Annotated in this window: 22 protein-coding genes; 8 read left to right on the forward strand and 14 right to left on the reverse strand. The window is 61.1% G+C overall.

What is annotated here, in order from left to right:
* Positions 1-118 precede the first annotated feature (118 nt).
* Positions 119-1,327, forward strand: a complete 1,209-nt coding sequence (locus P3G59_RS03385; RefSeq protein WP_277760463.1) for an MFS transporter — start codon at positions 119-121, stop codon at positions 1,325-1,327.
* Here the strand turns inward: P3G59_RS03385 and cueR are convergent.
* The 3 genes from cueR to P3G59_RS03400 form a co-directional block, all read right to left on the reverse strand.
* A complete protein-coding gene (cueR, locus tag P3G59_RS03390) occupies positions 1,281-1,694 on the reverse strand; it encodes a Cu(I)-responsive transcriptional regulator (RefSeq protein ID WP_025111722.1) in 414 nt (137 codons plus the stop codon). The two genes, P3G59_RS03385 and cueR, sit on opposite strands and share 47 nt — an antisense overlap.
* The gene (locus P3G59_RS03395; protein WP_277760464.1) at positions 1,691-4,084 is read right to left on the reverse strand and encodes a heavy metal translocating P-type ATPase; all 2,394 of its coding nucleotides are present in this window, start codon (positions 4,082-4,084) and stop codon (positions 1,691-1,693) included. Before P3G59_RS03395 ends, cueR begins: the two co-directional genes overlap by 4 nt.
* 314 nt (positions 4,085-4,398) lie before the next feature.
* Positions 4,399-4,782 (reverse strand): hypothetical protein, encoded by a 384-nt coding sequence (locus tag P3G59_RS03400; protein WP_277760465.1) that lies wholly within the window; start codon positions 4,780-4,782, stop codon positions 4,399-4,401.
* 148 nt (positions 4,783-4,930) lie between these two features.
* On the opposite strand from P3G59_RS03400, the gene P3G59_RS03405 reads away from it, so the two are divergent.
* On the forward strand, positions 4,931-5,131 hold the full coding sequence (locus P3G59_RS03405; protein WP_277760466.1) for a cation transporter: 201 nt from the start codon (positions 4,931-4,933) through the stop codon (positions 5,129-5,131).
* 190 nt (positions 5,132-5,321) lie between these two features.
* The gene (locus P3G59_RS03410; protein WP_277760467.1) at positions 5,322-6,524 is read left to right on the forward strand and encodes a multidrug effflux MFS transporter; all 1,203 of its coding nucleotides are present in this window, start codon (positions 5,322-5,324) and stop codon (positions 6,522-6,524) included.
* A 5-nt stretch (positions 6,525-6,529) separates the two neighbouring features.
* Here the strand turns inward: P3G59_RS03410 and P3G59_RS03415 are convergent, their stop codons facing one another.
* The 3 genes from P3G59_RS03415 to P3G59_RS03425 form a co-directional block, all read right to left on the reverse strand.
* Positions 6,530-6,703 (reverse strand): hypothetical protein, encoded by a 174-nt coding sequence (locus P3G59_RS03415; protein ID WP_007914687.1) that lies wholly within the window; start codon positions 6,701-6,703, stop codon positions 6,530-6,532.
* A gap of 152 nt (positions 6,704-6,855) precedes the next feature.
* On the reverse strand, positions 6,856-7,869 hold the full coding sequence (locus P3G59_RS03420; protein WP_277760468.1) for a zinc-binding alcohol dehydrogenase family protein: 1,014 nt from the start codon (positions 7,867-7,869) through the stop codon (positions 6,856-6,858).
* Between the two features lie 30 nt (positions 7,870-7,899).
* Entirely contained in the window at positions 7,900-8,193 is a 294-nt protein-coding gene (locus P3G59_RS03425) for a putative quinol monooxygenase (RefSeq protein ID WP_277760469.1), read from the reverse strand.
* A gap of 119 nt (positions 8,194-8,312) precedes the next feature.
* On the opposite strand from P3G59_RS03425, the gene P3G59_RS03430 reads away from it, so the two are divergent.
* The 3 genes from P3G59_RS03430 to P3G59_RS03440 all read left to right on the forward strand — a co-directional run bounded on the left by P3G59_RS03430 (position 8,313) and on the right by P3G59_RS03440 (position 11,802).
* Positions 8,313-9,242, forward strand: a complete 930-nt coding sequence (locus tag P3G59_RS03430; RefSeq protein WP_277760470.1) for a LysR family transcriptional regulator — start codon at positions 8,313-8,315, stop codon at positions 9,240-9,242.
* 316 nt (positions 9,243-9,558) lie between these two features.
* A complete protein-coding gene (locus P3G59_RS03435; protein WP_277760471.1) occupies positions 9,559-10,293 on the forward strand; it encodes a helix-turn-helix transcriptional regulator in 735 nt (244 codons plus the stop codon).
* Between the two features lie 126 nt (positions 10,294-10,419).
* Positions 10,420-11,802, forward strand: a complete 1,383-nt coding sequence (locus P3G59_RS03440) for an MFS transporter (protein WP_277760472.1) — start codon at positions 10,420-10,422, stop codon at positions 11,800-11,802.
* A gap of 121 nt (positions 11,803-11,923) precedes the next feature.
* On the opposite strand, the gene P3G59_RS03445 is transcribed toward P3G59_RS03440, so the two are convergent.
* The 3 genes from P3G59_RS03445 to P3G59_RS03455 form a co-directional block, all read right to left on the reverse strand.
* Positions 11,924-12,877: an adenosine deaminase gene (locus P3G59_RS03445; protein ID WP_008082147.1), complete on the reverse strand. Its 954-nt coding sequence runs from the start codon at positions 12,875-12,877 to the stop codon at positions 11,924-11,926.
* A gap of 80 nt (positions 12,878-12,957) precedes the next feature.
* Positions 12,958-13,923, reverse strand: coding sequence for a 2-oxoglutarate and iron-dependent oxygenase domain-containing protein (locus P3G59_RS03450; RefSeq protein ID WP_277760473.1), 966 nt, complete (start codon positions 13,921-13,923; stop codon positions 12,958-12,960).
* 151 nt (positions 13,924-14,074) lie between these two features.
* The gene (locus P3G59_RS03455; RefSeq protein WP_277760474.1) at positions 14,075-15,148 is read right to left on the reverse strand and encodes a BMP family ABC transporter substrate-binding protein; all 1,074 of its coding nucleotides are present in this window, start codon (positions 15,146-15,148) and stop codon (positions 14,075-14,077) included.
* A 273-nt stretch (positions 15,149-15,421) separates the two neighbouring features.
* On the opposite strand from P3G59_RS03455, the gene P3G59_RS03460 reads away from it, so the two are divergent.
* The gene (locus P3G59_RS03460; RefSeq protein ID WP_034154762.1) at positions 15,422-16,513 is read left to right on the forward strand and encodes a calcium:proton antiporter; all 1,092 of its coding nucleotides are present in this window, start codon (positions 15,422-15,424) and stop codon (positions 16,511-16,513) included.
* A 123-nt stretch (positions 16,514-16,636) separates the two neighbouring features.
* Here the strand turns inward: P3G59_RS03460 and P3G59_RS03465 are convergent, their stop codons facing one another.
* From P3G59_RS03465 to P3G59_RS03475, 3 genes are all read right to left on the reverse strand, one after another.
* Positions 16,637-17,995 (reverse strand): 8-oxoguanine deaminase, encoded by a 1,359-nt coding sequence (locus P3G59_RS03465; protein WP_277760475.1) that lies wholly within the window; start codon positions 17,993-17,995, stop codon positions 16,637-16,639.
* A gap of 278 nt (positions 17,996-18,273) precedes the next feature.
* Positions 18,274-18,960, reverse strand: coding sequence for an SDR family oxidoreductase (locus P3G59_RS03470; protein ID WP_277762108.1), 687 nt, complete (start codon positions 18,958-18,960; stop codon positions 18,274-18,276).
* Between the two features lie 22 nt (positions 18,961-18,982).
* Positions 18,983-19,333, reverse strand: a complete 351-nt coding sequence (locus P3G59_RS03475) for a MerR family transcriptional regulator (RefSeq protein ID WP_277760476.1) — start codon at positions 19,331-19,333, stop codon at positions 18,983-18,985.
* 83 nt (positions 19,334-19,416) lie between these two features.
* Here P3G59_RS03475 and P3G59_RS03480 point away from each other — a divergent pair, with 83 nt between their 5' ends.
* Entirely contained in the window at positions 19,417-19,851 is a 435-nt protein-coding gene (locus tag P3G59_RS03480) for a hypothetical protein (protein ID WP_277760477.1), read from the forward strand.
* A gap of 60 nt (positions 19,852-19,911) precedes the next feature.
* Here the strand turns inward: P3G59_RS03480 and P3G59_RS03485 are convergent, their stop codons facing one another.
* On the reverse strand, positions 19,912-20,838 hold the full coding sequence (locus P3G59_RS03485; protein WP_277760478.1) for an ABC transporter permease: 927 nt from the start codon (positions 20,836-20,838) through the stop codon (positions 19,912-19,914).
* Complete coding sequence (locus tag P3G59_RS03490; RefSeq protein WP_277760479.1) at positions 20,838-21,944, reverse strand: ABC transporter permease; 1,107 nt, start codon at positions 21,942-21,944, stop codon at positions 20,838-20,840. The genes P3G59_RS03485 and P3G59_RS03490 overlap by 1 nt, the downstream gene beginning before the upstream one ends.
* Positions 21,945-21,950: the final 6 nt, after the last annotated feature.

Genomic DNA, 21,950 nt, shown 5'->3' on the forward strand with positions numbered 1-21,950 from the left:
AGCATCCCCCAATCAGTCCCCTCTCCCTCCGGGAGAGGGTTAGGGTGAGGGGCCTCTTTCGGACCAACGCAAATTCACGTCTACTGTCCACCGCTCCAACCACACTCAAGGACTGAATGTGATCACCCCCCGCAACACCCACCTGATCGTCACCGCCCGATTGATCTCCGATTTCGGCGCCTTCCTCAACATGGTCGCGCTGGCCACCTACGTCTACCTGTTGAGCGACAGCGCCATGAGCGTCGGAATTTTCCTCGCCAGCCGCGTGGGCGGGGGGATCTTTGCCAGTCTGGTCGGCACCGCGTTTTACCGTCGATGCAGCGGACGCGCGCCACTGATAGCGTTCGATCTGCTGCGCGCCAGTGTGCTGGGGCTGTTATTGATTGTGCCCGTCAGCCAGCAAGCCGTGCTGTTGCCGGTGATTGCCTTCGGTCTGGGCCTTGGCAACTCGATGTTCGCCATCGGCCTCAACAGCCAGTTGCCGCATCTGATCCCCGCCGACCAACTGCTCAAGGCCAACGCCTGGATCACCTCGGCCTCATCTGCCGCGATGGTCGGTGGCAGTCTGGTGTCGGGTTTGCTGGTGGCGGGTTTCGGTTTTGAAACGGTGTTCGCCCTGAATGCGCTGACTTACCTGCTGGCAGCATTGTTGATCGTACCGCTGCGTTTCCAACCTGCAACAACCAACGAGGACACCGAACGCGGCGAATGGTCAGCGCTCAAGCAGGGCTTGCGTGCTACGCCTGTGGTTGCTGCGATGCTGGCGGTGACGATGGCCGACACCTTGGGCAGCGCCGCACACAACGTCGGCTTTCCGATCATTTCCAAACTGCTCACACCGGAGTCGGCGAGCACCACGCTGGGGCTGATGCTCGCCGTGTGGGCCAGCGGCAAACTGCTCGGCGCACGGATTGCCAGTCGATTGAAAGGCTCGGACAACATCCATCTGGAGCGACGGTTTTTCTTCGGCGTGGCGCTGATGTCCTGCGGCTTTATCCTGATGTTCCAGCAACACAGCCTCTACGGTCTGCTGCTGTTTTCATTGCCGGCGGGACTGGGGGACGGCTTTTCCGAAGTCGGGCTGATGTCGCGCCTGCAACGCGAACCCGAGCAGTTACGCCTGCCAATTTTCAGCGTCCTGACCTTGCTGCAAATGACCGGGTTCGGCATCGGCATGCTCATTGCCGCGCCGTTCTACGGGTGGTGGACGCCGGGTGCCGTGGTCATGTTGTTCCACGGCATTCCCCTCGGCACATTGCTGACGGTAAAAGTACTCGCCCTCAAGCGCGGGCGGGTTGCGCGCAGCAGCCCGACGCCAGTTCCTTGAGGATCGGGCAGTCGGGGCGGTGGTCGCCATTGCAATGCTCGACGAGGTCTTGCAGGGTGTCGCGCAATTCGCCGAGTTCGCGAATCTTCTGATTCAACTCGTCGATGTGCTGGCGGGCCAAGGCTTTGACATCGGCGCTGGCGCGCTGGCGATCCTGCCAGAGGGTCAGCAGTTTGCCGACCTCTTCCAGGGAAAAGCCCAGGTCCCGCGAGCGCTTGATGAACGCCAGCGTGTGCAGGTCATCGTCGCCGTAGACCCGGTAACCGCTGTCGGTGCGATGCGCCGCTTTGAGCAGGCCGATCGATTCGTAATAGCGGATCATTTTCGCGCTCAGGCCACTGTGCCTGGCCGCTTGGCCGATGTTCATCGGTGTTCCTCCAGGTCCTTGGGTTTCCAGGTTTTCAACAGTAGCGCATTGCTCACCACGCTGACGCTCGACAGCGCCATCGCCGCACCGGCCAGCACCGGGTTGAGGAAGCCGAATGCCGCCAGCGGAATGCCGATCAGGTTGTAGACGAAGGCCCAGAACAGGTTCTGGCGGATCTTCGCATACGTCTTGCGACTGATCTCCAGCGCCGCCGGCACCAGTCGTGGGTCGCCACGCATCAGGGTAATGCCTGCCGCGTGCATGGCCACGTCGGTGCCGCCGCCCATGGCGATGCCGATGTCGGCCGCGGCGAGCGCCGGGGCGTCGTTGATGCCGTCACCGACCATGGCGACCACGGCGGTTTTTTTCAGCTCGGTGATGGTCGCGGCTTTGTCCGCTGGCAGCACTTCGGCGTGGACATTGCTGATGCCCAAGGCCTCGGCGACGACTTTGGCGCTGCCGCGGTTGTCGCCGGTCAGCAAATGGCTGTGGATATCTCGCGCGGCAAGTTGTTGCACGGCTTGCAATGCGCCGGGTTTCAACGTGTCACCGAAGGCGAACAAACCGAGTACTTTTTGCTCAGGACTTTGCTCGATCAACCACGACAATGTGCGGCCTTCGGTTTCCCAGGCGTTGGCGGATTCGGCAAGGTCTCCAGCGCTCAGGCCGCTTTCGTCCAGCAAGCGCCGATTGCCCAGCGCCAGACGCCGGCCGTCGAGATTGCCGGCGATGCCGCGACCGGTCAGCGATTGACTGTCACTGACATCCGGCACGTTCAGGCCTCGTTCGGCGGCTGCATCCAGTACCGCTTTGGCCAACGGATGTTCACTGCCGCGTTGCAGCGCGCCGGCCAGTTTCAGCAGCGCGTCTTCATCGCCATCCACTGCACTGAAATGGGCGATGCGCGGCGTGCCAGACGTCAGTGTGCCGGTCTTGTCGAAGACCACGCTGCTGACTTCATGGGCGCGTTCCAGCGCCTCGGCGTCCTTGATCAGAATGCCATGACGTGCCGCTACACCAGTGCCGGCCATGATCGCCGTCGGCGTGGCAAGGCCCAGTGCACACGGGCAAGCGATGACCAGCACCGCGACGGCATTGATCAGCGCGGTTTCAAGGGGCGCGCCATAGAGCCACCAGCCGATCAGCGTAGCGAGGGCAATCAGCAACACCGCCGGCACGAAGATCCGGCTGACTTTATCCACCAGTTTCTGAATAGGTGCCTTGGCTGCCTGGGCGTCTTCCACCAGACGAATAATCCGCGCCAGTACGGTTTCCGCGCCGAGTGCCTGAGTGCGCACCAGCAAGCGCCCTTCACCATTGATCGCGCCGCCGGTGACTTTGTCGCCCGGTTGTTTCGGCACTGGCAGGCTTTCACCACTGATCAGCGCTTCATCGGCATGGCTCTGGCCGTCGATGACTTCGCCGTCGACCGGAAAACGCTCGCCGGGTTTGACCAGCACGATATCGCCCAGACGCAGGGCGCTGATAGCGACGTCCTGCTCGCGGCCATCGATCACTTGTATCGCCCGCTCCGGACGCAATGCTTCGAGGGCGCGGATGGCGCTGGCAGTCTGGCGTTTGGCGCGGCTCTCGAGATATTTACCGAGCAGCACCAGGGCAATGACCACCGCCGAGGCTTCGAAATACAGATGCGGCATGCGCCCGGCAGCGGTGGCCCATTCGTAAAGACTCAGGCCGTAACCGGCGCTGGTGCCGAGGGCGACCAGCAAGTCCATGTTGCCGGCGCCCGCGCGAACGGCTTTCCACGCGGCGACGTAAAAGCGTGCACCAAAAATGAACTGCACCGGCGTGGCGAGTGCGAATTGCGCCCAGGCCGGGAGCATCCAGTGAATGCCGAACGGTTGCAGCAACATCGGCGCCACCAGCGGCAGGGCGAGGGCGATCGCGCAGATCAGCGCCCAGCGTTCATGCTTGAGCTTGCGCTGCCGGGTATCGGTTTGCGGGTGTGCGGCTTGCCAGACGCTGGCCGAGTAGCCGGCCTTGCTCACCGCGTCGAGCAGGCTTTGCGGATCGACCTGGCCAAGCAATTGGAGGTGCGCGCGTTCGTTGGCCAGGTTGACACTGACGCCTTTCACCCCGGGAACTTTGTTCAGGGCGCGCTCGACGCGACCGGCGCAGGAGGCGCAAGTCATGCCTTCGATATTCAATTCGATAGTCTGCTGCGGCACGCTGTAACCGGCGCGCTCAACCGCGTCCATCAACGCCGGCAGACTGCCGTCGGGTGCCTGCACGCGGGCCTGCTCGGTGGCGAGGTTGACGCTGACGGCACTGGCGCCACTGACTTTGCTCAAGGCGCGCTCGACCCGCCCGGCACAACTGGCGCAGGTCATGCCGGCAATCGGCAGATCGAACGTGATGGAATCGGACATCGGTCGTACTCCCTGTAGTAGATGCCTACAAGGATCAACCTTGCCATGCGGGCAAGGTCAAGCGCCAATCTCAAAAGCAAAAGATCGCAGCCTTCGGCAGCTCCTACAGGAGATTGCGTTGTCTGATCGTTCCCACGCTCTGCGTGGGAATGCTTCTTGTGACGCTCCGCGTCACGCTTCGGGACGCAGAGCGTCCGTGGCTGCATTCCCACGCGGAGCGTGGGAATGATCTCGAAGCAAAAGATCGCAGCTCCTACAGGAGATTGCGTTCCTCTGTAGGAGCTGCCGAAGGCTGCGATCTTTTGGCCAGCGACTCAGTATTCGAGAGCGGCGGGGCGCAGGTACAAACCTTTGGCAGATGTCGCGATCCGGTACTTCACCACGTCTCCGGCCTTGAGCGAGATTTCCTGCGCGGGCGGTGCCAGCATTCCCGGCTGGCATCCCGGCACTTGGCCCGGCTCAAGCTTCAGGCGTATGGAAAACGTGCCATGTTGCAGGTTGAACGAGGTGGACTGCTCCTGCAGCAGGCGCCCGGCAAACTGGTCCTGGATGTACACGCCGATCTCGCAGGACGTCGGCACTTCCAGGCGCTCGCGCGAGATGATCAGAACGGCGTAGTCCTCGCCGGTCGCGTTGGCCTGGGGCAGGGCGGCAAAGAGGCTGAGAAAGCCAAACAGGCTGAAAGCTGACCAGCGCATGGCTGAATCTCCTGAATTGAAGTCATTAATGTACGCAGCTTGGCCGAGCGCGGCGCCGATTGCCAGCCCGGCAGTTTATTCAAGAACTTGACCTTGCCATCGTGGCAAGCTCGAAACTGCTGGCAACCTCACGCAAAGGAGTCATTCCATGCAAGTGTTCAACGTTCAAGGCATGTCCTGCGGTCACTGTGTCAAAGCCATCACCAACGCCGTCCAGGCCAGGGATCCGGCTGCCAGCGTGCGCGTCGATCTGGCGGCGAAAGAGGTCGGCGTCGAAAGTGCGTTGAGCGCCGAGCAGGTGATCGAGGTCATCAGCGAGGAAGGCTACGCCGTCAAACTCGCCCTATAGAAGCAAAAGATCCTCCGATCGCGGCCCGAACATTCGGTAGCTCCCACAGGGGAATGCATTCCAAGGTAGGAGCTGCCGAAGGCTGCGATCTTTTGATCTTGTTTTTGATTGTTAGCGAGCTATCGGAATGTTCAAGGCGTCCGGGCGCGGCTAGACTGTCGGACTGCCGACTTGCCAACCTGGATGCCTGATGAACTTCCGTACCATTCTGATTCTCGGTGCCTTGACCGCCTTCGGGCCCTTGGCGATCGACTTCTATTTACCTGCATTTCCGTCCATGGCGCTGGCGTTTGGCACCGACGAGAAACACGTGCAGATGACGTTGGCGGCATATTTCGCCGGTTTGTCCATCGGCCAGTTGCTGTATGGCCCTGTGGCGGATCGTTTTGGCCGACGCATCCCTTTGCTTGTGGGGCTCACGCTGTTCACCCTGGCATCACTGGCCTGCGCTTATGCGCCGAACCTGGAATGGCTGATCGGCGCACGTTTCGTCCAGGCATTGGGCGGCTGTGCGGGGATGGTGATTTCTCGGGCGGTGGTCAGCGACAAGTGCGACGCGGTGGGTTCGGCAAAAGTGTTTTCGCAATTGATGCTGGTGATGGGCCTGGCACCGATTCTGGCGCCAATGCTTGGCGGTCTGCTGGTCAACACCACAGGCTGGCAGTCGATCTTTCTGGTGCTGACCGGGTTCAGTGCCCTGGCCGGTTTGGCCGTGGCATTGGGTTTGCCGGAGAGTATGCCGGCGCATATGCCGCGCCAGCCGCTGTCTGGTGCATTGCGCCAGTACGGTCGTCTGCTCAAGGATCGGGTTTACCTCGGCCATGCCCTGACCGGTGGCATCGCCATTGCCGGGATGTTCGCCTACATCGCCGGTTCGCCGTTCATCTTCATCAAACTGTATGGCGTCCCGGCCGAACATTTCGGCTGGCTGTTCGGCACCAACGCGGCAGGCTTCATTCTGGTGGCGCAGGTCAATGCACGGCTGTTGGCCAAGCGCGGGCCGGCATTCCTGCTGTCGCGGGCCGTCTGGGTTTATCTCGCGGCGGGTCTGACGCTGCTGGCGGTCAGTGCCTTGCACACTGAATCCTTGTGGCCGCTGCTGATTCCATTGTTTATTTGTGTGTCGAGCCTGGGTTGCATCAGCCCCAACGCCGCAGCCTGCGCAATGAACGGCCAGGGCGGACGTGCCGGCAGCGCTTCGGCGTTGCTCGGCTGCATGCAGTTCAGCGTTGCCGCCGGTGCATCGGCATTGGTGGGTGTGTTGCACGACGGCAGCGCCGTGCCGATGGCCATCGTCATCAGCTTGTGCGGTGTGCTGGTGGTGAGCGTCGCGATGCTCACCCGGCGTCTGCAAAACGCCCGGGCTCTGGCGAAAGCTCAAGCCGAGGTATAGAAGACTCAGCCGGCGGCGCGCTGCTGGCTGCGGTCGGGAATCTGGTGGGGCGCGCACAGTCGCGCTTCGAGGGTGCGAGTGAAGGCCAGTGCTTCGGCTTCACTGCGGAATGTCACGGCGTGTTGGTCCAGGCGAACCTGCCATTGAGACTTTGCCACTTCTTTTATCAGGATCTTCATTGCTGACCTCCTTTGCGTAAAAGATGTATCGCAGAGGCTTCGATTGTAGACCTGAATACGATCGCAATTGTGACAAGGGTCAAGCATCGGACTGACGGTAAAAACCTCCGGCAGCCTCTGTAGGAGCTGCCGAAGGCTGCGATCTTTTGATCTTAGAAACCTTCTAAAACAATTTTCCCCTTGGCTTTGCCACTTTCCAGCAGCTCATGGGCACGACGCAGGTTCGCCGCATTGATCGTGCCGAAATGCTCGCCCACCGTGGTTTTCAACGTCCCGGCATCAATCAGTTCAGCCACACGATTAAGCAGCTTGTGCTGTTCGATCATGTCCGGCGTCTCGAACAGTGAGCGGGTGTACATGAACTCCCAGTGCAGTGACAGGCTCTTGCGCTTGAGCTTGCTCACGTCGAGCGACTTCGGATCGTCGATCAACGCCAGTTTGCCTTGCGGTGCCAAGGCTTCGACCAGTTGATCCAGGTGCTGGTCGGTCTGGGTCAGGCTGGCGACGTGGGTCACGCTGTCGATCCCGGCGCGCTTGAGTTCCTCGCTCAGCGGTTGGCTGTGATCGATGACCAGGTCGGCGCCCAGTGCTTTGACCCAGTCGCGGGTCTGTTCGCGGGACGCGGTGCCGATCACTTTCAGTCCGGTCAGTTGCTTGGCCAATTGCGTGAGGATCGAACCCACCCCGCCGGCCGCGCCGACGATCAGCAAGCGCTGGTCTTCATTGGCTTTGCCTTCGCGTATTTGCAGGCGTTCGAACAACAACTCCCACGCGGTGATCGCGGTCAGCGGCAGGGCGGCGGCTTCGGCAAAACCGAGGGATTTCGGCATATGGCCGACGATGCGTTCATCAACCACGTGCAGCTCGCTATTGCCGCCGGCACGGGCGATGGAGCCGGCGTAGAAGACTTTGTCGCCGGCCTTGAACAGCGTCACTTCGCTGCCGACAGCCTTGACCACACCGGCAACGTCCCAGCCCAGAACCTTCGCCGCGCCGTTTTCCGGTGCCACGTTCTGCCGCACTTTGGTGTCGACCGGGTTGACCGAGATGGCTTTGACTTCCACCAGCACGTCGCGCGGGCCGGTGACCGGTTCTGGCAGTTCGATGTCTTGCAGGGATTTGGCGTCGCTGATCGGCAGGGATGCGTAATAGGCAATGGCTTTCATGAAAGGCTCCGTACAGTTAATAGAAGAAGATCAGGCAATCGCACCGAGGCGTTTGAGCTGGAAGTGTTCGATGGTGTGGCCGGCGCTGGCCTGGAAGTGTTGAAAATGTGCGCTGGCGTTGTGCGCCTCAAGAATCGCTTCGCTGGCCCAGTGTTCGATCACATAAAACACCTGCGGGTCGGCGAGGTCGCGGTGCAGGTCGTACTGGCTGCAACCGTCTTCGGCGCGGCTCGGTTCAACCAGTGCGCGCAGGCCCTGTTCGAGAAGGTCCTGTTGACCGGGTTTGGCGATCAGGGTGGCGATGGCAGTGAATGGCTGGGACATGTTCGGCTCCAGAGAGGCGGGATGAATTCGATGGGGAGATGATTGGCTATTTCTCTACGAGATAAAACCGGCTAAAAGAGCAGTCTCTTTCAATTTTTTTTTGATAATCGAGGCTGACCTTGCTGCGTTTCGATGACTTGCAGTTGTTTGTCCGGGCGGCGGATCTGGGCAGTCTGTCGGCGGCAGCGCGGGTGATGGACATGTCCGCCGCCGTGGCCAGTGCGGCGTTGAAGCGGATCGAACAGCAGTTGGGCGCGCGTTTGCTCGCACGTTCGACCCGCAGCCTGCGTCTGACGGCCGAGGGTGAAGGCTTTCTCGAATACGCACGCGCGGCGTTGAGCAACCTCGATGAAGGTCGGCGCTTGCTGGCCAGCGGGCAAGATCAGGTCAGTGGGGTCTTGCAGTTGTCGGCACCTTCGGACTTCGGCCGCAATCTGTTGCTGCCATGGCTCGACGCGTTCCAGCGCGAGCACCCGAAGCTGACCGTGCGCTTGCTGCTCGGCGACCGCATTGCTGACCTGTTCCGCCAGCCGGTGGACATCGCCTTGCGTTATGGCGAGCCGGAAGACTCAAGCCTGGTCGCCTTGCCCATCGCCCCGCACAACCGTCGTGTGCTGTGCGCCTCGCCGGCGTACCTGGCCCGACACGGCGAACCGCGCCAGCTCGAACAATTGGCCCAGCACAACTGCCTGTTGTACATGCTCGGTAGCCGGGTTCATGACCATTGGAGTTTTCATGACGGCAAACGTGAGGTCGGCCTGACCGTCAGTGGTGACCGTTTCAGTGATGACGCCGACGTGGTGCGCCTGTGGGCGGTGGCCGGCGCCGGAATTGCCTACAAGTCGTGGCTGGACGTGGGCGCCGATGTGCTCGCCGGGCGTCTCAAGGTGCTGCTGCCGGAGCTGCTGTGTGAGCGCGCACCGCTGAATTTGTTGTGCGCCCATCGCGCTCAATTGAGTAAGCCGGTGAACCTTCTGCGGGAAATGCTCGCCAGCCGATGCGCTGATTTGAGTAGTCAATTTCCCGCTTTTGCGAAAGTTGATCATTAGTCGCAGGTAAATAGAGAAATTTCTGTCAGGAACAATCACCACCTGCGCAGGCCCCGGCGCGGGACGCGCGGGCTAACCCGCTTATACTAGCGCCCGCCTCACGCCAGCACCGACACCCCGGCCCGGAAACCTTGCACCGCGTCGCCAGTCTTCGAGTGACGGTCGCGCAACTGCTGCGGGTTCTGTGCCGGAGCAGGCTGCGTCAGTGACCTGCCTTGCCCCGGTTCATGGCGATTTTCGCGTCTTGGCCGATGACTCATTACCGGCCAAGATGTCTCCGAGCAGTAGACGATACGATTCAACAGGGAGTGAACACATGGAACATGCACCTTGCATCAGCCAGATCGCCACGTTGCTGGCCGACCCCAAGCGCAGCGCGATGATGTGGGCGTTGATGGATGGCTCGGCCCGGCAAACCGAGGAGCTTGCGCTACTGGCAGGGCTGTCGCCGTCGTCGGCCAGCGCGCATTTGGCGCGGCTATCCACGGGTGGTCTGTTGAAGGTCGAAGTCCGCGGTCGCAAACGCTTTTTCCGTCTCTCGGCACCGGAGGTCGGCGCTGCGATAGAAGCGTTGGCCAGCGCTACCATCGCCAGTGCGCCAAGGGAGATTCCCGAGGTATTCAAACGCACCACCCCCATGGCCAAACCGCAGACCGCGCCGTCCTCGCTGTTGCGTGCGCGTTTTTGCGATGACCATCTGGGCGGTACGCTGGCGGCGGATCTGTACCAGCGGCTGCTCGATGCCGGTTGGATCGAACAGCTTGAACAACGCGTCGTGGTGACCCACAAGGGCGCGAAGTTGTTGGCGGGGCGCGGCGTGTTCATTCAGGCGCTGGCGCATCGCAACGTACAAGTGGCGTGCGCTTGCCCGGACTGGAGCGAGCGTCGCCCGCACATGGGCGGCTCACTGGGCGCCGCGTTGCTGCAGTTGTTCATGCAGTCCGGTTGGCTGACCTTGCCCAACGATTCCAGAGCCTTGCAACTGACGGCCACTGGCCAACGGGAACTGCACCGCTTCGCCAAGGAAAGCGAGCTGGAAATGGCGTTGTAGAGCACTCGCATTCGACGTCAGCACTTCTGGCGTCGTCCACGGCTGCGAACAGGTCGCATCCAGCAGCAACGCCTGAGCGCTATCGCGCACACTCGATCCGGGGACATTTCGGACGGCGGAGGCGGCATGGACACACATGGCTACAGCGCGGCAGAACGCTTGGAGCGACTGCCGATCAGCGGTTATCACCGGATCATTTTCATCATCATTGCCCTGGCGTTTTTCTTCGACTCCATGGACCTGGCGATGATGACGTTCCTGCTCGGCTCGATCAAAGCCGAGTTCGGCCTGAGCAGTGCGCAAGCGGGGCTGCTCGCCAGTTCGAGCTTCTTCGGCATGGTGCTGGGAGCGTCGCTGTCCGGCATGCTCGCCGACCGCTTCGGGCGAAAACCGGTGTTTCAGTGGAGCATCGTGCTGTGGGGCGTGGCCAGTTATCTGTGTTCAACGGCGCAAACGGTCGAGGCGCTGACGCTGTTTCGCATACTGTTGGGGATCGGCATGGGCATGGAGTTTCCCATTGCACAGTCGATGCTGTCCGAACTGATTCCGGCGCAACGCCGCGGGCGCTATATCGCGCTGATGGACGGTTTCTGGCCGCTGGGGTTTGTTGCGGCGGGTGTGCTGTCGTACTTCCTGCTGCCACTGATTGGCTGGCGCGACATCTTTCTGGTACTGGCCGTGCCGGCAGTATTTGTTCTGGTCATCCGCTTTTTCATTCCCGAGTCACCGCGCTGGCTGGAACAGGCCGGGCGCGATGACGCTGCGGACACAGTTTTGAACGGCATCGAGGCACGGGTGCGCAACTCGCTGGGCGGTGCGGCGCTGCCGGAACCGATTCGTTTGCCGCGCACTGTGACGCCGCCGGGCAACTTCTTTGCGGCGCTCAAGCAGATCTGGTCACCGCAGTATCGCCAGCGCACGACGATGATCTGGAGCCTGTGGTTTTTCGCGTTGCTTGGCTTTTATGGGCTGACGTCGTGGCTGAGTGCGTTGCTGCAACAATCGGGATTCGCCGTGACGCAATCGGTGTATTACACGGTGCTGATTTCGCTGGGCGGGATTCCCGGGTTTCTGATGGCGGCGTGGCTGGTCGAACGCTGGGGGCGTAAACCGGTGTGCATCGTCACGTTGCTCGGCGGCGGGGTGATGGCGTTTCTGTATGGGCAGAGTGCGGTGTTTGGCGGCAACGTGGCGCTGCTGATCAGCACCGGGCTGTTGATGCAGTTTTTCCTGTTCGGCATGTGGGCGGTGCTCTACACCTACACGCCAGAGTTGTATCCGACGTCGGCACGGGCGACTGGCTCGGGGTTTGCCTCGGCGATCGGGCGGGTGGGTTCGCTGCTCGGGCCGTTGGTGACCGGGTTGGTGTTCCCGATTACCGGGCAGGGCGGGGTGTTCGCGCTCGGGGCGGCGTGTTTTGCGATTGCGGCGGGGGTGGTGTGGCTGTTCGGGATGGAGACGCGGGGGAAAACCCTTGAGGAGCTGACTGAAGTCCAAATCCCAGGCTAAACAAAGAACCCACTGTGGGAGCGAGCCTGCTCGCGAAAGCGGAGTGTCATTAAACGAAAATGTTAACTGACACTCCCTCTTCGCGAGCAGGCTCGCTCCCACATGGGTTATGCGGCTTTACTTATGGCTTTACCAGTCGCGCATCCAGGCTGTTCTGTGCCAGGCGCTTGGCCTGATCCTGGGTCATGCCCAAATGCTCATGCAGTGCGTAGAAGTTCTCGGTCACGTAACCACCGAAGTACGCCGGGTCATCGGAGTTCACCGTGACTTTCACGCCACGCTCGAGCATGTCGAGAATGTTGTGCTGCGACATGTGATCGAACACGCAAAGCTTGGTGTTCGACAGCGGGCACACGGTCAGCGGGATCTGCTCGTCGATGATCCGCTGCATCAGACGCTCGTCTTCGATGGCGCGCACGCCATGGTCGATGCGCTGGATTTTCAGCAGGTCGATGGCTTCCCATATGTACTCCGGCGGGCCTTCTTCGCCAGCATGGGCAACGGTCAGGAAGCCTTCGTGACGGGCACGGTCAAACACGCGCTGGAACTTGCTCGGCGGGTGGCCCATCTCCGAACTGTCGAGGCCGACCGCGACAAACGCGTCACGGAACGGCAGCGCTTGATCGAGGGTTTTCTCGGCTTCTTCTTCGCTGAGGTGGCGCAGGAAGCTGAGGATCAAACCGCTGGTGATGCCCAGTTGCTGCTCGCCATCCTTCAAAGCCGCCGCGATGCCGTTGAGCACCACTTCGAACGGGATGCCACGGTCGGTGTGGGTTTGCGGGTCGAAGAACGGTTCGGTGTGAATCACGTTCTGAGCCTTGCAGCGCAGCAGATAGGCCCAAGTCAGGTCGTAGAAATCCTGCGAGGTGCGCAGCACGTCGGCGCCCTGGTAATACAGGTCGAGGAATTCCTGCAGGTTGTTGAAGGCGTAAGCCTTGCGCAGGGTTTCCACGTCGTTCCACGGCAGGGCGATCTTGTTGCGCTCGGCCAGGGCGAACAGCAACTCAGGCTCCAGCGAGCCTTCCAGGTGCAGGTGCAGTTCAGCCTTGGGCAAGGCGTTGAGCCAGTCGTACATATTCTTTTCTCATCAGGTGCAATGACGGCATTCTACAGATGCTCGCCGAAACAATTGGCAAAACCTGACCAAGCGATCCATCACACGGCTTCCTGCTCGCGGCGATAAGCGTAGGTATCGGCGAAACGCGACAGCAGGAATTCGGCGCAGGTGGTGGTCGGATATTTCGCTGGGTGCTGTGCGTCCTGGCAACCGGGCAGGCATTCGATGCGCGTGTCCGGGTGCGGTTCGGCGAAGAACGGCATCGAATAGCGATCGACCCCTAGCGGGCTGATGACGCGGTGCGGGGTCGAGCGATAACGGTCGTTGCTCCAGCGCGCCATCATGTCGCCGAGGTTGACCACGAAGGTGCCATCGATCGGTGGCGCATCGATCCATTCACCCTTGACGTTTTTCACTTGCAGGCCGCCGGCGCTGTCCTGATAGAGCAGGGTGATGCAGCCGTAATCGGTGTGCGCGCCGGCGCCTTGTTGCTCGGCGGAGCTGGCGGTGTGGCGCGGTGGGTAATGGATCATGCGCAGGACGCTGACCGGATCAACGAAGCGGCTGTCGAAGAAATTGCGTTCGATGTCCAGCGCGAGGGTCATTGCCCGCAGCAGGGTTTGCGCGAGGGCCTGCATGTCGAGGTAATGCTGCTCCATCAACCCGGCCCATCCGTTTTGCGCGGGATGACGGTTCGGCCCGCGCAACGGTTTTTCAGCGAGCACGTCGGGATGCTCGGCCGGCAGGTGCAGGCCCATGTCGAAGGTTTCTTTGAGGTCGCTGGGTTTGCTCGGGTCGAGTTGCTCGGTGGCGATGGCGCCGTAGCCGCGGTGGTGGCGGGTCTGGGTGATGTCGATCTTGAGCTTTTCGGCGGTGGGCAGGGCGAAGAAACGCCGGGTATGGTCGAGCACCGCGTCGATGCGTTGCGCCGAGATCGGGTGACCCTTGATGTAGAAGAAGCCCCACTCGCGGCAGGCATGGTCGATCTGCTTGGCCACGGCAGGCCAGGCGTTTTCGTCGTCACTATAGAGCGGGCTGATGTCGATGATCGGAAGCTGATCCATACCATTCCTTGAATACGCTGAGTTTGTGATCGTTCCCACGCTCCGCGTGGGAATGCCTCAATGGACGCTCTGCGTCCGCTTTCAGCAGGGACGCGGAGCGTCCCGGGCGGCATTCCCGCGCAGAGCGTGGGAACGATCGGGGTCAGGTGGATTACTTCGGCATTTCGGCCTTCATGCCTTCCACGTAATAGTTCATCGACGCCAGTTCCGCATTCGTCGCGCTCACGCCCGCGGGGATTTTCTCGACCCCGGCCTGATCCTTGATCGGCCCGGTAAACGGCTGCAACGCGCCACTCTTGATGTCGGCAATGATCTGCTCGGCCTCGGCTTTCACCGGCGCCGGCACCAGGTCGCTGATTGGCAATTCGACCGTGCCTTCCTTCAGCCCGCCCCAGTAATCCTGGGCTTTCCACGTGTGATCGATCACGCTCTGCGTCGCCTGAATGTAGTGCGGCGCCCAGTCGTTGACGATCGAGGTCAGCACCGCTTTCGGCCCGAAGTGAGCCATGTCCGAGGCATAACCCACCGCGTACACGCCACGACGTTCGGCGGCTTGAATTGGCGCCGGGCTGTCGGTGTGCTGGAACACCACGTCGACGCCCTGATCGATCAGCGCGTTGGCGGCATCGGCTTCCTTGCCCGGATCGAACCAGGAGTTGACCCAGACAACCTTGATCTCGGTGCCCGGGTTGTATTTGTTCAAGGCCAGCTGAATCGAGTTGATATCGCGGATCACCTCGGGGATCGGGAAGGAAGCGACGTAACCGATTTTTTTGGTCTTGGTCATCTTCGCCGCGAGGAAGCCGCCGACGTAGCGACCCTCGTAAGTGCGCGCCAGATAGGTGCCGAGGTTCTTGTCCTGTTTGTAGCCGGTGGCGTGTTCGAAGGTCACTTTGGGAAATTGTCTGGCGACTTTCACCGTCGGGTTCATGTAGCCGAAGGAGGTAGTGAAGATCAGGTCGTAGTTGTCCTTGGCCATGTTGCGGATCACCCGCTCGGCGTCGGCACCTTCGGCGACGTTCTCGACGTAGTTGGTGGTGATCTGATTGCCGAATTTTTCGGCGAGTGCCTTGCGCCCCTGCTCATGCTGATACGTCCAGCCGTGGTCACCGATCGGGCCGATGTAGACGAAACCGACCTTCAGCGGATCGGCAGCGCTGGCGCACAGGCTGATCCCCAGACCGAGGGCGGCGCACAGCAGTTTGTGCAGCGGACGTATTTGCATGAACTCGAACTCCATTTTGTTGTGTGTGGTCAGGGCCAATGCAAATTGCTGACCAACAGGACAACAAACAAAAAGATCGCAGCCTTCGGCAGCTCCTGCATGGGAGTGCGCAACCTGTAGGAGCTGCCGAAGGCTGCGATCTTTTCAGCACCAGAACCAACGCAGTGCAAGTCCGCGAGTTCACGCTATCGCTTGGTGCGCTAAGGTGTAACGAAACGTTAGCGCCGCCCCGCAGTCAGTAGCTCATTCGCACTCTTCGGCAAAAGGCCCGTCATGCTCACCATCCTCAAGCAAGAAAGTTTTCTGCTACTGGCCGTCATCGCCGCTTGCGTCGCCTATCCGCTGGAACACTGGATGCTGCACAGCGGCCAGATCGTCGCGCTGACTGCCGGCCTGGTGCTGATCGCGTTTATCGTCGCCGCTTCGATGCGCGTCGCCCATCACGCCGAATTGCTCGCCGAGAAGGTCGGCGATCCTTACGGCACGATGATCCTCACGCTGGCGGCCGTGCTGGTCGAAGTGGTGATCCTCGCGATCATGATGAGCAACGAGGCGTCGCCCACGCTGGTGCGCGACACGATCTATTCCGCCGTGATGCTCGACATCAACGGCATCCTCGGCCTCGCCGCGTTGATGGGCGGGATCAAGCACGGCGAACAGTCTTACAACGACGATTCGGCGCGCAGTTATAGCGTGATGATCCTCACCGCCATGGGCGTGTCGATGGTGGTGCCGGAGTTTATTCCCGAGGCCAACTGGAAGATTTATTCGGCGTTCACCATCGGCGCGATGGTGGTGCTGTATGCGCTGTTCCTGCGCATGCAGGTCGGCCCGCACAGTTACTTTTTCAGCTACAGCTACCCGGACAAACGGCGCAAGAAGGAACCGCAGGACGCGCAAGCGAAAGCACCGAGCATCGGCCTGTCGATCGGCATTCTGGTGTTTGGCATTGTAGTGATCGGCGCATTGGCCGAGGTGATGTCGAAAACTCTTGATCTGGGCCTGGAAGGCACGGGCGCACCGCCGGTGATCACGGCGATTCTGGTCGCGGCGATTTCGGCAGCGCCGGAAATTTTGACGGCGTTGCGTGCAGCACTGGCCAACCGTATGCAGTCGGTGGTGAACATTGCGATGGGCGCGTCACTGTCGACGGTGATTCTGACGGTGCCGGTGATGGAGGCGATGGCGCTGTATACCGGCCAGCCATTTCAGATGGCGATGACGCCGGTGCAGACGGTGATGATTTTCCTGACGTTGATCGTCAGCGCGATCAACCTCAATGATGGCGAGACCAATGCCATCGAAGGCATGACGCACTTCGTATTGTTCGCGACGTTCATCATGCTGTCCCTGCTCGGTCTCTGATGATTGATCGTTCCCACGCTCCGCGTGGGAATGCCGCCATGGACGCTCTGCGTCCGTCGCTGGGACGCGGAGCGTCCCGAGATGCATTCCCACGCAGAGCGTGGGAACGATCATACGTGGGGATCAGGTCCCTGCGATCAACTGGCGAGCCGCCTGGCTGTGATCGGCGATCAGGCCTTTCAGATCAAGCCCCTCGACCTGGCCATCGACCACGCGCCACTTGCCACCAATCATCACCCGATCCGCACGATCCGCACCGCACAACAGCAGTGCCGAAATCGGATCATGGCTACCCGAGAAACGCAGCTCATCGAGCTTGAACAACGCCAGATCCGCCTGTTTGCCCACTGCCAATTCACCAATGTCGGTACGACCCAACAAGCTCGCCGACCCCTTGGTCGCCCAGCCCAGCACGCGCTCCGGGGTGATCTTCTCGGCGCCATAGCGCAGACGCTGGATGTACAGCGCCTGACGCGCTTCGAGAATCATGTTCGACGCATCGTTGGATGCCGAACCATCGACGCCCAGACCAAACAACGCGCCCGCGTCAGTCAGATCGATACTCGGGCAGATGCCAGACGCCAGGCGCATGTTCGAACTCGGGCAATGGCAGATACCGGTGCCTGCCTGACCGAGGCGAGCGATTTCATCCGGGTTGAAATGAATGCCGTGCGCCAGCCAGGTACGCGGGCCGAGCCAGCCGACGCTGTCGAGATAATCGACGGTGCGCAGGCCGAAACGCTGCAGGCAGAAGTCTTCTTCGTCGAGGGTTTCGGCGAGGTGAGTGTGCAGGCGCACGTCGAGCTTGTTGGCCAGTTCGGCGCTGGCCGACATGATTTCCGGGGTCACCGAGAACGGCGAGCACGGTGCCAAGGCGATCTGGATCTGCGCGCCGTCGCCACGCTCGTGGTACTCGTGAATCAAGCGCTGACTGTCGTCGAGAATCACTTGGCCTTCCTGCACGGTCTGCTGCGGTGGCAGGCCGCCGTCCTTCTCGCCGAGGCTCATCGAACCGCGGGTGAGCATGGCGCGCATGCCCAGTTCACGCACGGTGTCGACTTGCACGTCGATGGCGTTTTCCAGGCCATCCGGGAACAGGTAGTGGTGGTCGGCAGCGGTGGTGCAACCCGACAACAGCAACTCGGCCAACGCGACTTTGGTGGCGAGGGCAAGTTTCTCAGGCGTCAGGCGCGCCCACACCGGGTACAGGGTTTTCAGCCACGGGAACAAAGGCTGATTGACCACCGGCGCCCAAGCGCGGGTCAGGGTTTGATAGAAGTGATGGTGGGTGTTGATCAGGCCCGGCAGGATCACATGTTCGCGGGCATCGAACACTGCATTGCACGGCGCCGACGGCTGTTGGCCAGCGGCAAGCACTTCGACGATGACACCGTCTTGCACGACAAGACCGCCACGGGCATCGAGCTCGTTGGAGGTGAAAATCGCGAGGGGATTTTTTAACCAGGTACGGGTCGCGGGCATGTTGCCGGCTCCTCTGAAAATGGGGTTCAGGGTTGCCAGCTCAGTGATGCCCTGTCTGCTGATCCAGGGTCGCCGCGGGGGACGAGGTGCGCAGTTTCAAACAAATTGCCGGATCGGGCAAGCCCAACCCGACCATTCACCACCAAGTCCAACTTGAACATACAGATCCCCTGTAGGAGCTGCCGAAGGCTGCGATCTTTTGATTTTCAAGATCAAGATCAAAAGATCGTCCGATCGCGGCCCGAGCCTTCGGCAGCTCCTACAGGGGATTTGTGGGGTTACCAGGGAATCGTTTCGCCCTTGTAGTTGATGAAGTGATGCCCGCCCTTGCCGGTATACGCATTCACCTGATCAACCAGCCCGCGGGTGCTGGTCTCCACATCAAGGTCAGCGCCTTCGCCGCCCATATCGGTCTTCACCCAACCCGGGTGCAGCGACAACACCGTCATCTTCTGCTCGCCCAATTGCGTGACAAAACTGTTGGTCATCGAATTCAGCGCAGCTTTGCTGGCCTTGTACAGCGCCAGTTCCGGCGCGTCCGCCACGGTCACGCTGCCCAGTCCGGAACTCATGAACGCCAATACGCCGCTGCCATTACGGATCTGCCCGACAAAACGCTGGGCCAGATTGATCGGTGCCACCGCGTTGGTGAAAAACAACTGACCGACTTCGGCCAATGTCGCGCCGCCCGGTGTCTGATCTGCCGGGCCTTTGACCCCGGCGTTGACGAACAGCAGGTCGAAGGTTTCGCCCTTGAGCTGCTGACTCAGAGCGATCACCGCTTGCTGGTCGTCCATGTCGAGCTTCTCGATCCGCACGTTGCCCAGCGCTTGCAGCGCCTCGGCGTTTTGCGGATTGCGCACGGTGGCGGTGACTTGCCAGCCGTCGGCCAGCAGGGTTTTCACCAGACCGAGGCCCAAGCCCCGGGAGGCGCCGATGATCAGTGCATTTTTTGCAGACATGATGGGCTTCCTTGATGAATGAGGATCATGGATTCAATGGACAGGCCTGACCGAGGCGAAGTTGCAACTCCTGACGCAGCGCGTCGAGTTCGCTCATGCGGGCTTCGATCAGTTGCAGTTTGTCGCGCAGCAACTGCGCCACGGCGTTGTCCGGCTCGGGCGCGTTCCACAACGCCGCGACGCTGTTGCCGATCTCGCCGAGGGTAAATCCCAGGCGTTGCGCCGTTTTGATATAGAGCACCAGTTGCACCATCTCCGGCGGATAGTCGCGATAACCGTTGGCACTGCGTTGCGCCGCGATCAACCCGCGTTGCTCGTAGAAACGCAGGGTGTCACGGCTGACGGCGCTGGCCTGGGCTAATTCACCGATACGCATGCTGGCTCTCAAAAGGGCTATTGACCCTGGAGCATACTCCAGGCTTTACCGTGCTTGCTCCCTGAATTTCTGGAGCATGGATGATGTGGACTTCAACGCAATATCGCAACGTGGTGCGCGGCAGCGCCTGGTATGACTTGATCGTCACGGCAGCGTTTGCCACACCGTGGAGTTTTGTCGCTTTGCATGGGTTTTTGACCGCGCTGAATTTGCCCGGCGATCTGCCGACGTTCCAGCCTGTGCATATATTGATGGCGAATCTGTTGGGGTCGGTGGTGTGTGTTTGGGCGGTACTGCGGATTCGTGATCCGCAGGCGCTGTATGGACGTTATGACGCGGTGGCGCGGTTTCTGTTTGCGGCTTGGCAGGGCTATGCGCTGCTGCATGGCGCCAGTTCGATTTTGCTGCTTTTCCTGGTCTTCGAGCTGGCGTGGGGCGTTGCTCAGGTGTTGCCTGTGCGGATGCCTTCGCGAGCAGGCTCGCTCCCACAGGAGATTGGCGTCACCCCACATTCCTGAGCCAGGCGCGGACAAATGTGGGAGCGAGCCTGCTCGCGAAGAGGCCCGCTCAGCAACCCTTTAATGCCCTGATTGCCACGGCTGCCCCAGCGACACCGGCGCATACAACCGCGTCCGCAGCGCATCGCGCGACAACAGCACCAACACCACAATCGTCGCCACGTACGGCAGCATCGCCAGCAAACTCGACGGAATCGCCAGCCCCAACCCCTGCGCCACCAGGTGCAGGATGCTGGCGAGGCCAAACAGATACGCCCCGAGCAACAACCGCCACACCCGCCAACTGGCAAACACCACCAGTGCCAGCGCGATCCAGCCACGTCCGGCGGTCATGTTCTCCGCCCACATCGGCGTGTACGCCAGCGACAGATACGCCCCGGCCAGCCCGGCCATCGCCCCGCCGAACAGCACCGCCAAGGTACGCACGGTCAACACCGGCAAACCCATCGCACTGGCCGCATCCGGGTTCTCACCAACCGCCTGAATGATCAGCCCGACACGGCTTTTGATGATCACCCACGCCACCAGCCCGAACAGCGCGAACGACAGGTACACCAGCAAGTCCTGAGCAAACAGCATCCGCCCGATCAGCGGAATTTCACTCAGATAAGGAATCGCCAACGGCTCAAACCCCGCCAACGGTTTACCGACCCAAGCCGCGCCAACAAAGGTCGACAGTCCGACACCAAAAATCGTCAGCGCCAACCCGGTCGCCACCTGATTGGCGTTGAACACCAACGCCACCAGCGCGAACAGCGACGACAACAACATCCCGGCGAGCATCGCCAACAACACGCCGAGCCACAGGTTGCCGCTGTTCAGCGCCACGATAAAACCAATCACCGCGCCAAACAGCATCATCCCTTCCTGACCGAGGTTGAGCACGCCGCTCTTTTCGCAGATCAGTTCACCCAGCGCCACCAATAACAGCGGCGTGCCGCAACGCACCATGGCGTAGAAAATATTACTCAGCAGATCGATATCCATCATAACGCTCCGGCGGTTACGGCGGTGGTCGAAGTGCGCCGTGCCCAGCGCAGGTTCAGACGTGGCCGATAGAGAATCAGCACGTCACAGGCGAGCAGGAAAAACAGCATCATTCCCTGGAATAACTGGGTGATCGCCTGCGGCAGATTCAGGGTCATTTGCGCACTCTCGCCGCCGATGTACAGCAGCGCCATCAACAGGCTGGAGCACAGAATCCCGAGCGGATTGAGTCGCCCGAGAAACGCCACGGTGATGGCCGCATAGCCATACCCCGGCGACACCTGCGGCACCAACTGGCCAATCGGCCCGGTGACTTCGCAGACACCCGCAAGCCCCGCCAGGCCGCCGCTGATCAACAGCGCCAGCCAGATCAGCCGCTTCTCGCGAAAGCCGACAAACCCCGCCGCGCGCTTGTCCAGTCCAAGCACTTTGATCTGGAAACCGACAAAGCTTTTCTGCAACAACACCCACACCGCGACCAGTGCGAGCAAGGCGAAATACACCCCGGCGTGCACGCGACCATCCTCCATCAACAGCGGCAAACGGCTGGCGTCACCGAACATCGCCGACTCGGGAAAGTTGAACCCGGCCGGATCCTTCAACGGCCCGTGCACACAGAACAGCAACAGGTTCAGCGCGATGTAATTGAGCATGATGCTGGTGAGGATTTCGTTGGCGTTGAAGCGCGTGCGCAACCACGCGGTGAGCCCGGCCCACGCCGCGCCGGCGAGGGTGCCAGCGAGCAGAATCAACACCAGCGCCCAACGGCTTTGCATGTCGATAATGTTCACCGCCAAGGCACTGCCGGCGAGCGCGCCGAGAAGCAATTGACCTTCGGCGCCGATGTTCCAGATTCGTGCCTGATACGCCACGGCCAGACCGAGCGCACAGAGCAGGATCGGCAGCGCCTTGACCAGCAATTCGGAGACGCCATACCAATCGCTGACCGGCGCGATCAGCAGCGTGTGCAGAGTTTGCAGCGGGTCATGGCCGAGGGCGATGAACAGCAGCGAGCCGCAACCGAGCGTCAGCGCCGCCGCCAATAACGGTGAGCACCACAGCATCAGGCGCGATTGCTGGCCACGGGGTTCGAGGGAAAGCAGCATGTGTAT

This window comes from Pseudomonas sp. A34-9, from assembly GCF_029543085.1.
Classification (GTDB): Bacteria; Pseudomonadota; Gammaproteobacteria; order Pseudomonadales; family Pseudomonadaceae; genus Aquipseudomonas.